This is a genomic window from Pseudonocardia spirodelae (assembly GCF_037727765.1).
In the GTDB taxonomy this organism is placed as follows: domain Bacteria; phylum Actinomycetota; class Actinomycetes; order Mycobacteriales; family Pseudonocardiaceae; genus Pseudonocardia; species Pseudonocardia spirodelae.
The window spans coordinates 80522-92901 of sequence record NZ_JBBJUP010000023.1 but is presented as its reverse complement, the minus strand read 5'-3'; the positions used below and the strand labels follow the sequence as shown (position 1 = coordinate 92901).

Sequence of the window (12380 nt, the reverse complement as noted above, 5' to 3'; positions counted from 1 at the left end):
GCCGGTGCCCCAGTCCCCGCCCCCGCTGCTGACCCACGACGACTCGGGCGTCGGTCACTTCGACCCCGTGTCGCGGCCCCTGCAGGCCGGCGCGGCCCACGCCGTCGCACCCGCGGCGCCGCAGCGCACCGGGCGCCGCCCGGCCGGCGCCGCGGCGGGCCCCGCGACCGCAGCGGGCCGCGGCGGCGGCAGGCCGCCGGGACCTCCCGGCCGCAACGGCGGCCGCGGCCCCGGCGACGGCGACGGCGGCGCGAAGCCCGGCCGCCGGCGCCGGATCCGCCGCTGGGTGCTCGGGCTGGCCGCCGTCGCGGTGGTCGGCCCGCTGGTCGCGTTCGCGATCGGCTGGCTGGTCCTCCCGGTGCCCAACGCCGACGACATCGCCGTCACCCAGGTGGCGACCTTCACCTACGCCGACGGCGCGCCCCTGGCGACCGTGCGGCCGGACAACGTCAACCGGACGAGCGTCCCGCTCGACCAGGTCCCGGTCCCGGTGCAGCAGGCCGTGCTGTCCGCCGAGGACCGCACGTTCTTCTCCAACCCCGGCTTCGACATCACCGGCATCGCCCGGGCCGTGCTCAACCAGCTCTCCGGCGGCATCGGCGGCGGCTCGACGATCACCCAGCAGTACATCAAGGTGACCACCGGCAACGACCAGTACTCGCTCTTCCGCAAGTTCCGCGAGGTCGTGCTCGCCGCGAAGATGTCGAAGGAGATGACCAAGGAGCAGATCCTCGAGAACTACCTGAACGCGATCTACCTGGGTCGCGGCGCCTACGGCATCCAGGCCGCCAGCCAGGCGTACTTCGGGAAGAACGTCCAGGACCTGAACGCCTCCGAGGGCGCCATGATCGCCGGGCTGATCCAGTCGCCGTCGCGCTGGGACCCGGCGAAGAACCCGGACATGTCGAAGCAGCGGTGGAACTTCGTGCTCGACGGCATGGTCGCCCAGGGCTGGATGAGCCAGTCCGACCGCGCCCAGCAGCAGTTCCCGCAGTGGCGCGAGGCGTCCGCGTCCGACGGCGGCGGCATCCCAGGCGACGACAAGGGCCACATCTACAACGCCGCCCGCGCCGAGCTCGACCGCATCGGCATCTCCGAGACCGAGATCAACACCCAGGGCCTGACCGTCACGACGACGATCGACCCCAAGGCCCAGGAGGACGCGGCGAAGGCCGTCGCCCAGGTCATGCAGGGCCAGCCGGACAACCTGCGGTCCTCGCTGGTGTCGGTGAACCCGAAGACCGGCGCGGTCATCGCCTACTACGGCGGCGAGAACGGCGTCGGGCTCGACTACGCCTCGGTGCTCAAGCAGCCCGGCTCGTCGTTCAAGCCGTTCGTGCTGGCCGCGGCGCTGCAGGCCAGCCCGCCGGTCGGCCTCGGCACGATCTACGACGGCTCCTCCCCGCAGGAGCTGGCCGGCACCACGGTCACCAACTCCGAGGGCGTGAGCTGCGGCCAGTGCTCGGTGAAGGACGCGATGACCAAGTCGATCAACACGGTCTTCTACCGGATGGGCCTCGACGTCGGCCCGCAGAAGGTCGCCGACGCCGCCCACCAGGCCGGCATCCCGGCCGACCTGCTGCCGAACCCGGCCGGCGGCATCTCGCTGGGTGACCGCGAGGTCCACCCCGAGGACATGGCGGCCGCCTACGCCACGTTCGCCGCCGACGGCATGAAGCGCGACCCGTTCCTCGTCGCGAAGGTCACCGCGAGCGACGGCCGCGTCATCTACGACCGCGGTACCGCCGACAACGGCCAGCAGGTCATGGACGCGCAGGTCGCGCGGAACGTCACCGAGTCCATGACCGACGTCGCGAGCTCGTCGCGGATCGGGCTGGACGGCCGTCCCGTCGCGGCCAAGACCGGCACCGTGCAGAGCAGCGTCGAGGGCCAGAACAACGACGCGTGGACCGTCGGCTACACGCCGTCGGTGTCCACCGCGGTGTGGGTCGGCACCGACGACAACAGCCCGATCAAGAACTCGGCCGGGCGTCCGGTCTACGGCCGGATGCTGCCCGGGTCGATCTGGCAGTCGTTCATGAACGACGTCCTGCAGGGCACCCCGGCGGAGCAGTTCTCCGACTTCGAGCCGATCGGCCAGGCCCCCACCCGCGCGGTGTCCACCGACAGCGGTCAGGACTCCGGGCAGCCGAGCTCCACCTCCGAGCCCGGCGACGGGCGCGACCGCGGCGACCGCGGCCGGGGCGGCGACAACGGTGGCCGGGGCGGTGACAACGGCGGCCGCGGCGGCGACGGCTCCGGCGGCGGTGGCTCCGGCGACGGCTCCGGTGACGGTTCCGGCGGTGGGGGCGACGGCTCCGGCGGTGACGGGTCGGGCGACGGCGGCCCCGGCTCCGACGGCTCCGGCCCGAACCCGGGTGACAGCGGGGGCGGCAACTGACCGCAGGCGCCCGGCCGGGCGCCGCACCCCCCGCTCCGGCCGGGGCGGACGACCCCGGCCGGGAGATCCCCACCTGGACCGAGCCGCTCGCGCGCGCCGCGAGCCGGGTGGTGGGCGGACCGATGGGCCGCCACGCCCTGGTCGGTCGCGCCCGGTGGTGGACCCCGCTGCGGGTCGTGCTGCTGCTCGCCGTCGTCGTGCTGGCGCTGTCCTGGGTGGGCAAGGCGGCCTGTCTGCAGCAGTACCGCACCGCGGACGGGGTGCTCGCCCTGGACTGGCGCAACGACCGCCAGTACGTCGCGATGTGCTACTCCGACACCGTCCCGCTCTACGGGCTCGAGGGCCTCGCCGACGACGGCGTCCCCTACCGCGACGCCTGGTACGAGACGGCCGAGGACGGCTCGCGCACCGCCCGGTACATGGAGTACCCGGTGGTCACCGGCTTCTTCCAGTACCTCAACGCCCAGCTGACCGACGGCTGGCAGTGGCTCGCGCAGCGGCTGCCGCTGCCGACCGCGCTCGACGTCGTCGTCTACTTCGACGTGACCGCGATCTGGCTGGCCGCGGCCTGGCTGGTGGTCGTCTGGGCGGTGCTGATGCTGCGCCCCGAGCGGCCCTGGGACGCCGCGCTGGTCGCCCTGTCCCCGCTCGCGCTCGTGCACGCCTTCACCAACTTCGACACGCTCACGGTCGCCCTCGCGACGGGAGCGCTGCTGGCGCTGCGCCGCGACCGCCCGGTGTGGGCCGGGGTCCTGCTGGGGATCGGCGGGGCGGCCAAGCTCTACCCGCTGCTGCTGCTCCTGCCGGTGCTGCTCGTCGGGTGGCGCCGCCGGTCCGAGGGCGGTCTGCCCCGCGCCGGGTGGACGATCGGTGCCGCCGTCGTGGCGTGGGCCGCGGTGAACCTGCCCGTGGCGCTGGCCTGGCCGCGCGGCTGGGCGGAGTTCTTCCTGCTCAACCGGACACGGCCGGCCGACCCGGACTCGCTCTGGTACTCGCTGTACTCGTTCACCGGCTGGTCCGGGTTCGACGGCCCCCTGGAGTCCGGGCAGTCCCCCGCCGTGCTGAACACGATCACCGCGGTGCTGATGGTGCTGGCGTTCGCCGCGATCGCCTGGCTCGCGCTGCGGGCGCCGCGCCCGCCCGCCGTCGCCGAGCTCGCGTTCCTCACGGTGTCGGCGTTCCTGCTGGTCAACAAGGTGTGGAGCCCGCAGTACTCGTTGTGGCTGGTGCCGCTCGCGGTGCTCGCGCTGCCGCGCTGGCGGCTGCTGCTGGCGTGGATGACCGTCGACGCGCTGGTCTGGGTGCCGCGGATGTACCAGTACCTCGGGGTCGCGAACAAGGGGCTGCCACCGGAGCCGTTCCTGGTCACGGTGCTGGTCCGCGACGCGGTCGTGGTCGCGCTGTGCGTGCTCGTCGTCCGGCAGGTCCTGCGCCCCGGCACCGACCCGGACCGGGCCCCGGAGCCGGCGTGGCCGGTCGGTCCGCGCCGCCCCCGGACCAGCACGACCCCGGCGGCCGCACCGACGGCCGTTCCCGCACGGGCCCGGCGGCGCGGGCGGGGTGGCCCCCCGGAGGGCACCCGGGCCGCCCGCGCCGCGGCACCCGAGCCGTGGCCGTCGCGCGCCGCCCGTCCCCGGCCCGGCACCGCGGGCTGACCGGGCCCGGGCCGCACCCCGCCCGGACCGGCCGGTCCGGTGCCGCCGCACGGGTGTGACGTGGGCGGTGACGCCCGGACCCGTGCGCGACGGGGTGCGACGATCGGGACATGGCCGACGACGTGGTGGTCCCGGATCCGGTGCAGCAGCGGCTGCGGGAGCGTGTCGCGGCGGCGCTGGCGGTGCTCCCACCGGCCGAGCGGCACGTCGCGTCGGAGGCCGACCGGGACGGCAGGCGGGCGGCCGCGGTGACCATGACGCTGCTGCCGGTCCCCGGTGCCACCGGCGAGGGCCGGCTCGCCGAGGAGGTCGCATTCGTCCTGACCCGGCGCGCCCGGTCGCTGCGGGCCCACTCCGGGCAGTGGGCGCTGCCGGGCGGCCGCCTGGACCCCGGCGAGACCGCCGAGCAGGCGGGGCGGCGCGAGGTGTCCGAGGAGATCGGTCTCGAGCTCGGCGCGGACCGCGTGCTCGGCCTGCTCGACGACTACCCGACCCGCTCCGGCTACGTCATCACCCCGGTCGTGCTGTGGGCCGGCGGGGCCGGGGAGCCGGTGCCGAACCCGGACGAGGTCGCCGAGCTGCACCGGCCGCCGCTGGCCGAGATCGACCACGAGCCGCGCTTCCTCACCATCCCCGAGTCCGACGCGCCGGTGATCCAGGTGCCGCTGTTCGGCCGGTTCGTGCACGCCCCGACCGGCGCGGTGCTCCACCAGTTCCGCGAGGTCGTCCTGCACGGGCGCGCGACCCGCGTCGCGCACCTGGAGCAGCCGGTGTTCGCCTGGCGGTGAGTCAGCCCGCGTGCTCGCGCAGGAACGCGATGTCGCGCGCCTGCCCCTCGGCCGGGGTCTCGACGACGACCGGCGCCCCCGCCGCCGCGACGACGGCGGCGAGCTCGTCCGGCGGGATCGTCCCGTCGTCGATGTTGGCGTGGCGGTCGCGGGCGGAGTCGAACGCGTCGCGCGAGTTGTTCAGGTGGATCAGGTCGATCCGGCCGGTGATCGCGCGGACCCGGTCGACGATCCCGGCCAGCTCCTCGCCGCCGGCGAAGGCGTGGCAGGTGTCGAGGCAGAAGCCGACGCCGAACTCGCCGACGGCGTCCCACAGCCGGCCCAGCGCGTCGAACCGGCGCGCCATCGCGTTGTCCCCGCCCGCGGTGTTCTCGATCAGGACGGGCACGTCGAAGCCGTGCTCGCCGGCCTGGCGCTCGACGAACTTGCGCCAGTTGTCGATCCCGGCGGCCGGGTCGTCGTCCTTCGTGACGTGCCCGCCGTGCACGACCAGGCCGAACGCGCCCACCTCGGCGGCCCCGGCCAGGTGCTGCTGGACGATCTTGCGGCTCGGGATGCGGATCCGGTTGTTCGTGGACGCCACGTTCGCCGTGTAGGGCGCGTGCACCACGACGCCGACCTCCGACGCCGCGAGCTCCGCCGCGCGCGGGTGCGGCGGCGGCTTCTTCCAGCCCTGCGGGTCGGAGAGGAACAGCTGGACCACCTCGGCGCCGACCTCGGCGGCCGCGGCCAGCGGGTCCTCGGCGTCCCGGACGTGTGCACCGATCTGCATGCCCGCACGGTAGCGACGACCCCCGACAGCCCGCCGCGACGGCTCCGGCGGCCCGGCCGTACCCGCAGGTCGGCGGGCCGGGAGCCGTTGCTAACCTGGTCGGGCATCCCCGCAGCTCCCGAGCATGTACGGCGAGACTGTCGGGGTGCGCTGAGAACCTCCTGTCACGGCCGTCCGGGTCGTGACCGTTTCGAGTCCATAGGAGGTGAGTGGTTCTCATGCGTCACTACGAGGTCATGGTCATCCTCGACGGCGGCCTGGACGAGCGCACCGTGCAGCCGTCCCTGGAGCAGTTCCTCACCGTCGTGAAGAACGACGGCGGATCGGTCGAGAAGATCGAGGTCTGGGGCAAGCGCCGCCTGGCCTACGAGATCAAGAAGCAGGGCGAGGCCATCTACGCGGTCCTCGACATCACCGCGGAGCCGGCCACCGTCGCCGAGCTGGACCGTCAGCTGGGTCTGAACGAGTCCGTGCTGCGCACCAAGGTCCTGCGCAAGGACGTCACCCGCACGCCGGCGCCCGCCGCCGGCTGATTGGAGCCGTCATGGCCGGCGAGACCGTCATCACCGTCGTGGGCAACCTGACGGCGGATCCCGAGCTGCGGTTCACCCCCTCCGGCGCCGCGGTCGCCAACTTCACCGTGGCGTCCACCCCGCGCACCTTCGACCGCCAGTCCGGCGAGTGGAAGGACGGCGAGGCGCTCTTCCTGCGCTGCAACATCTGGCGCCAGGCGGCGGAGAACGTCGCCGAGTCCCTGACCCGCGGCGCGCGCGTCGTGGTCCAGGGTCGTCTGCGCCAGCGGTCCTTCGAGACCAAGGAAGGCGAGAAGCGCACCGTCGTGGAGATGGAGGTCGACGAGGTCGGCCCCTCGCTCCGCTACGCGACCGCGAAGGTCAACAAGGTCAACCGGGGCGGAGGCTCCGGTGGCTTCGGTGGCGGCGGCGGTGGCGGCTACGACGGGGGCGGCGGCGGCTACGGCGGCGGCGCCCGGCAGGGCGGCGGGTCCGGTGGAGGCAACTCCGGCGGCTATGACGACCCCTGGGGTTCGGCCCCGCCCGCGGGCAGCGGCGCGGCGTCCGACGACGAGCCCCCCTTCTGATCCACGCATCCCTCCACCCGTGACGGGTGGGGGACGATCTCCAGGAGCACCACCATGGCCAAGGCCATCGTGCGCAAGCCGAAGAAGAAGGTCTGCGCGTTCTGCAAGGACAAGGCCCAGCTGATCGACTACAAGGACACCGGTCTGCTGCGGAAGTTCATCTCCGACCGCGGCAAGATCCGCGCCCGTCGTGTCACCGGCAACTGCCGGCAGCACCAGCGGGACGTCGCCGTCGCGGTCAAGAACTCCCGCGAGGTGGCCCTGCTTCCGTACACCTCGACCGCCCGCTGAGGAAGGAGAGACACATGAAGCTCATCCTCAACGCCGACGTCCCGAACCTGGGCGCCCCGGGCGACATCGTCGAGGTCAAGGACGGCTACGGCCGCAACTACCTGCTGCCGCGCAAGCTCGCGGTCGTCGCCACCCGTGGCGCCGAGAAGCAGGTCGAGCAGATCCGCCGGGCCCAGAAGGCCCGCGAGATCCGCGACCTGGGCCACGCCCAGCAGGTGGACTCGCAGCTGCGCAACATCAACGTGACCGTCCCGGCCAAGGCCGGCGACACCGGCCGCCTGTTCGGCTCGGTCACCCCGGCGCAGGTCGTCGACGCCGTCAAGGCGGCCGGCGGCCCGGTGCTGGACAAGCGCAGCATCGACGTCCCGGGTCACATCAAGACCCTGGGCAAGCACCAGGTGGAGGTTCGCCTGCACCCGGAGGTCACCACCGAGCTGCCGATCGCGGTCGTCGCGAGCTGAGCGGTCCGGTGGTCACACGACCACCGAGCGTAGTCAGGGCGGTGTCCGGAGCCTCGTGCTCCGGGCACCGCCCTGTCGTGTGTCCGGGCCCGGTCCGTACGGCCGGGCGGGTACGGTCCGCAGTCCGCGGTGGACGATCCACTCCGGTCGGGTGACATCATGCGGGATGCGTTGTCACGCAGCCGACACGCCGGGAAGTGACGGCCCGCTCGACGGGCGGGCCTGTGGACGCGCCCGGCGGCGAACGGTCCGCCACGGCCTCCGACACGCCTGCGACGGGCGTGCGGCGACACGCCAGAGCAAAGTTGTCCACACCCGGTTCACCCCCTCTGAACTGCGACGACGCTCGTTTCTTGGTCATTGTCCCCAGGTTGTCCCCAGCACGGTCCCGGGACGGGCGGCATCCGTGCACAGTTCATCCCCAAGTCGATCACCAGAGCGGTTCGACCCGGGCCGCCGCGCCGACCTACCCTCGGTCGCACCGGCACGCGAGCGCTCCGCCGACCGGCCGCGCCCGGCGCGGCCCGGCGGTCACCGCGCCGGCCGGAAGACCACCGACGACGGACGCGGGCGGGTGCACCACACCGCTCGCGCGTCGAACGTGCGTTCGGTATCGTGTCCCTTGGGGGTGACGCTGCGTATGGCTCTGACGGACGACCGTCCCGGCAACAGGCCCCGTGCGGTCCGCGACGGCGAGAAGGCCGGCGGCTCCGGGGACGGCGCGGGCGGCGCGTTCGACCGTCAGCCACCGCAGGACCTCACCGCCGAGCAGTCGGTGCTCGGCGGCATGCTGCTGAGCAAGGACGCGATCGCCGACGTCGTCGAGGTGCTGCGCCCGGAGGACTTCTACCGGCCCGCGCACCAGACCGTCTACGAGACGATCCTGGACCTCTACGGCCGCGGCGAGCCCGCGGACGCGGTGACCGTGTCCGCCGAGCTGCAGCGGCGCGGCGAGCTGGTCCGCCTCGGTGGCGCGCCCTACCTGCACACGCTCATCGCGACCGTCCCGACGGCGGCGAACGCGGCGTACTACGCGGAGATCGTCGGGGAGAAGGCGATCCTGCGGCGCCTGGTCGAGGCCGGCACCCGGATCGTGCAGCTCGGCTACCACGGCGCCGAGGGCGGCGAGGTCGACGACGTCGTGGACCGGGCCCAGGCCGCGGTCTACGAGGTCACCGAGCGCACCACCACCGAGGACTACACGGTGCTGGAGGAGCTCCTCCAGCCGACGATGGACGAGATCGACGCCATCGCCTCCCGGGGCGGCATGTCCTCGGGCGTGCCGACCGGGTTCGCCGACCTGGACCAGGTGACGAACGGCCTGCATCCGGGCCAGATGGTCGTCGTCGCGGCCCGGCCGGGTCTGGGCAAGTCGACCCTCGGGCTGGACTTCGCCCGTTCCTGCTCGATCCGGCACGGCATGACCAGCGCGTTCTTCTCGCTGGAGATGAGCAAGTCCGAGATCGTCATGCGCCTGCTCTCCGCGGAGGCGCGGATCCGGCTGGCCGACATGCGCGCCGGCCGGATGTCCGACGAGGACTGGACGCGGATGGCGCGGCGGATGTCGGAGATCTCCGAGGCGCCGCTCTACATCGACGACTCGCCGAACCTGACCCTGATGGAGATCCGGGCCAAGGCGCGGCGGATGAAGCAGCGCAACGACCTGAAGCTGATCATCCTCGACTACCTGCAGCTGATGACGTCGGGCCGCAAGGTCGAGTCGCGTCAGCAGGAGGTCTCGGAGTTCTCCCGGCAGATCAAGCTGCTGGCCAAGGAGCTCGAGGTGCCGGTGGTCGCGATGAGCCAGCTGAACCGTGGTCCCGAGCAGCGCACCGACAAGCGGCCGATGCTGTCGGACCTGCGTGAGTCCGGCTCCATCGAGCAGGACGCGGACATGGTGGTGCTGCTGCACCGGCCCGACGCGTTCGAGCAGGACGACCCGCGGGCCGGCGAGGCGGACCTGATCCTGGCCAAGCACCGAAACGGCCCGACGACCACGATCACGGTCGCCCACCAGCTGCACTACAGCCGGTTCTCCGACCTCGCGCACGGCTGAGGCCGGTCGCCGCCCGCACGGGCGGCGGCGGGGCGCGGGTCAGGCGGCGCCGGGCCGCGGCTGCGGCCCGGTGGTGGCGGCGACGCCCAGGGCCAGCGCGGCCACGACGATCCCGGTCACCACGACCGGCACGTTCACCGTGACGGCGCCGAGCAGGAGCACCACCAGTGCCAGGCCGAGCAGCGCCGTGGGCAGCGGGCCCGCGCCGTGCATCGAGCGCTGGTGGGTGCCGGGGCCCGCGAGCAGGCGACCGCTGCGGCGGGCGGCGCCCAGGGCGGAGAACCTGCGGACCAACCGCGGATCGGTCAGCCGCAGCTGCACCTCGATCTCGTGCAGCCGCCGGATCTCACGCTCGCTCAGCACCTCGACACCCCTCGTCGGCTCGTGGGGCGGCACGACCGTGCCACCCTTCGGCGCCGGGGCGTCGTCGATCCGGGCCTGTCCACGAACGGTACGTGACCGATTCGTGATCTTCTCACTCGGGCGGACGGGGTCACACGTGCCCGCACTCACTCCCGGGTGGTCACCAGAGCGAGACGCGGTCCCGCCGGGGGCCGGCCGGGGCGCCGAGCCGGGAGCACAGCGCGGCCCAGGAGCGGGCGGGCTCGGGGACGCGGAACGGCCGGGGGCGCAGCCAGCGCACGGCCAGCTCCGGGTCGTCGGGGTCGACGGCCGTGCGGTCCCGCCGCGACAGGCGGGCGGAGCTGCGCACCTCGACGAGGGTCCGGCTCGCCACCGACTGCACGCCGTAGAGGCAGCCCGGCGGGACCAGCAGGCGTCGCGGGCCCTCCAGGAGGGCGACGGCGAGGCGGCCGAACGTCTCGGCCTCGGGGCGCGCGTCGATGACCACCGCGTAGCCGCTGCCCCGGGTGACGCCGAGCAGCACCGCGTCGGACGGATGGCCGTGCAGGCCGACGACGGCGTCGCGGGCCGGGCGGTGCCGTCGCCGGACGGGGAACGCCTCCGGGCCGGGTCCCGTCGCCGGGGGCTCCCCGGTGCCGTCGAGCAGCAGCGCGCCGGGCACCACGGTCCGCACGACCTCCACCCGACCTCCCCGGTTCCGTCACCGCGCGCGACGAGCGCGCGGTGGAACGTGTTTCTCGTACCGGAGACGCCAACGAGCCGGACGGCTTGTAGTGACGCTGCGCGAGACGGCGTTGCTCCGATCGGGTTCACAGCGTGCCTTCAGGAGCCGTGCCTACTATCCCGGCTAGTACCTGTACGGCGACGGAGCGAGGTGGGCACATGGGCGGGGATCCGCGACCGGGGACCCGGTGCCGGGCCTGCGGCGGTGCCGACGGCCGGGTCGTGCTCGACCTCGGCGACCAGCCGCCATGGGACCGGATGCCGCACCGCGACGTCCCGCTGCCCGACCCGGCCTGGCCGCTGCGGATGTGGCTCTGCGCCGGCTGCGGGCTGGCCCAGCTCGAGGACGACGCCGACGCCGTCGAGGAGCTCCACGGCGTCGAGCCGCGGGCGATGGCCGAGCAGAGCGACCGGTCGGTCGGCCGGCTGGCCCGGGAGGGGCTCGTCCGCCCCGGTGGGCGCGTCGCGGAGTTCGGCAGCCCGCACGGCGAGTCGTGGCTGCCGCGCCTGACCGGGCGCGGCATGACCGCCGTCGACCCGGCCGCGGCCCCGCCGGACGGGGTGGACCTCGTCGTCGACTTCTACGGCCTGCTCCACGAGCCCGACCAGGCGGCGGCGCTGGACCGGCGGGTCCGGCTGCTGCGCCCCGGCGGCACGCTCGCGCTGCAGCTGCTCCCGCTCGGGACCGTCCTGCGCGACGGGCAGTGGTTCGACCTGCGCCACGGCCACTACGCCTACTGGTCGCTGCCCGCCCTGGACGCGGCGCTGCGCCGGCACGGGCTCGGCGTGCACCGCGCGTGGTGGTACCCGCTGTCCGGCGGCACCCTGCTGGTCACCGCCCGCGCGGGCGCCGCGCCCGACGAGGCCACCCGCGCGCTGCTCGACGAGGAGCGCGCGGCGGGCGTCACGGACCCGTCCGGGCTCGGCCGGCTGCAGGACGCGGCGGACGGGGCGCACCGCCTGCGGGAGTGGCTGGCCGCCGAGCGGGACGCCGGACGGACCGTCGCCGCGTACGGGGCGGCCTCGCGGGCGGTGCCGCTGGTCTGCCGCGCGGGGCTCGACGCGGGGCTGCTCGCCGCCGTCGGCGACGCCTCGCCCGCCAAGCAGGGCCGCCGGATGCCCGGCAGCGACGTCCCGGTCGTCTCCCCCGCCGAGCTCGCCGCGCTGCGCCCGGACCGGGTCGTGCTGTTCCTGCCGGAGCTCGCCGCTGAGGTCCGGGCCGCGCTGCCCGCGGTGGAGGACGGCGGTGGGCGCTGGGTCGTGCTCGATCCCGCCCCGCACCTGCTCGAGCCCGACCGCGCGCTGTCGCGGGGGTGAGTCCGGACCCGCACCGGTGGGGGAGCATGGGGGGTTGCGGTTATCCTCTCACCGGGAGGGCGACATGCGAGGGCGACTCGGCGAGCTGGAAGCCGCCGTGATGGACGTGCTGTGGAGCGACGCGGCACCCTGCCGGGTCCGCGACGTCCGCACGCGGCTCGCCCCCACCCGCCCGCTGGCCTACACGACCGTCATGACCGTGCTGGACAACCTGCACCGCAAGGGCTGGGTGCGACGCGAGCTGCAGGGACGGGCCTACCTCTACACCCCGGCCGCCACCCGCGAGGAGGAGACCGCGCGGGCGCTGCGCGACCTGCTCGACGAGGCCGGTGACCCCGAGACCGTGCTGCAGCACTTCGCCCGCTCGGTGTCCGCCCGCGAGTCCGCCGTCCTGCGCGCGGCGCTGGCCGGCCCGGACCGCGCCTGAGCCGTCCCGGCCGCCGCAGCCGGACCC

The 12380-nt window shown here is 74.3% G+C and carries 13 protein-coding genes; 10 read left to right on the top strand and 3 right to left on the bottom strand.

The genetic code is table 11. From position 1 onward, the window contains the following. From WJX68_RS22995 to WJX68_RS22985, 3 genes are all read left to right on the top strand, one after another. On the top strand, positions 1-2401 hold a 2401-nt coding region (locus tag WJX68_RS22995), incomplete at its 5' end, for a transglycosylase domain-containing protein (protein WP_340294572.1). A 122-nt stretch (positions 2402-2523) separates the two neighbouring features. Continuing rightward, a complete protein-coding gene (locus WJX68_RS22990) occupies positions 2524-4056 on the top strand; it encodes a glycosyltransferase family 87 protein (protein ID WP_340294570.1) in 1533 nt (510 codons plus the stop codon). Positions 4057-4166: 110 nt separating this feature from the next. Continuing rightward, on the top strand, positions 4167-4844 hold the full coding sequence (locus WJX68_RS22985; RefSeq protein WP_340294568.1) for an NUDIX hydrolase: 678 nt from the start codon (positions 4167-4169) through the stop codon (positions 4842-4844). Between the two features lies 1 nt (position 4845). On the opposite strand, the gene WJX68_RS22980 is transcribed toward WJX68_RS22985, so the two are convergent. Further along, positions 4846-5616, bottom strand: coding sequence for a deoxyribonuclease IV (locus WJX68_RS22980; RefSeq protein ID WP_340294566.1), 771 nt, complete (start codon positions 5614-5616; stop codon positions 4846-4848). 218 nt (positions 5617-5834) lie between these two features. On the opposite strand from WJX68_RS22980, the gene rpsF reads away from it, so the two are divergent. The 5 genes from rpsF to dnaB all read left to right on the top strand — a co-directional run bounded on the left by rpsF (position 5835) and on the right by dnaB (position 9523). Continuing rightward, positions 5835-6149, top strand: a complete 315-nt coding sequence (gene rpsF, locus WJX68_RS22975) for a 30S ribosomal protein S6 (RefSeq protein ID WP_043277749.1) — start codon at positions 5835-5837, stop codon at positions 6147-6149. 11 nt (positions 6150-6160) lie between these two features. Further along, positions 6161-6715 (top strand): single-stranded DNA-binding protein, encoded by a 555-nt coding sequence (locus WJX68_RS22970; RefSeq protein ID WP_340294564.1) that lies wholly within the window; start codon positions 6161-6163, stop codon positions 6713-6715. Positions 6716-6769: 54 nt separating this feature from the next. Then, positions 6770-7006 carry a 30S ribosomal protein S18 gene (rpsR, locus tag WJX68_RS22965; protein WP_085915038.1) on the top strand — a complete coding sequence of 79 codons (237 nt, stop codon included), beginning with the start codon at positions 6770-6772 and terminating at the stop codon, positions 7004-7006. A gap of 14 nt (positions 7007-7020) precedes the next feature. Then, entirely contained in the window at positions 7021-7467 is a 447-nt protein-coding gene (rplI, locus tag WJX68_RS22960; RefSeq protein ID WP_340294555.1) for a 50S ribosomal protein L9, read from the top strand. 640 nt (positions 7468-8107) lie between these two features. Next, the gene (gene dnaB / locus WJX68_RS22955; protein WP_340294553.1) at positions 8108-9523 is read left to right on the top strand and encodes a replicative DNA helicase; all 1416 of its coding nucleotides are present in this window, start codon (positions 8108-8110) and stop codon (positions 9521-9523) included. A gap of 39 nt (positions 9524-9562) precedes the next feature. On the opposite strand, the gene WJX68_RS22950 is transcribed toward dnaB, so the two are convergent. Further along, entirely contained in the window at positions 9563-9886 is a 324-nt protein-coding gene (locus tag WJX68_RS22950; RefSeq protein ID WP_340294551.1) for a DUF3040 domain-containing protein, read from the bottom strand. Between the two features lie 160 nt (positions 9887-10046). Beyond that, entirely contained in the window at positions 10047-10568 is a 522-nt protein-coding gene (locus WJX68_RS22945) for a dTDP-4-dehydrorhamnose 3,5-epimerase family protein (protein WP_340294549.1), read from the bottom strand. Between the two features lie 200 nt (positions 10569-10768). Between WJX68_RS22945 and WJX68_RS22940 the strand changes: the two genes are divergently transcribed. Beyond that, the gene (locus WJX68_RS22940) at positions 10769-11926 is read left to right on the top strand and encodes a class I SAM-dependent methyltransferase (RefSeq protein WP_340294547.1); all 1158 of its coding nucleotides are present in this window, start codon (positions 10769-10771) and stop codon (positions 11924-11926) included. A gap of 64 nt (positions 11927-11990) precedes the next feature. Then, the gene (locus WJX68_RS22935) at positions 11991-12353 is read left to right on the top strand and encodes a BlaI/MecI/CopY family transcriptional regulator (protein ID WP_340294545.1); all 363 of its coding nucleotides are present in this window, start codon (positions 11991-11993) and stop codon (positions 12351-12353) included. The last annotated feature ends 27 nt before the right edge of the window (positions 12354-12380 follow it).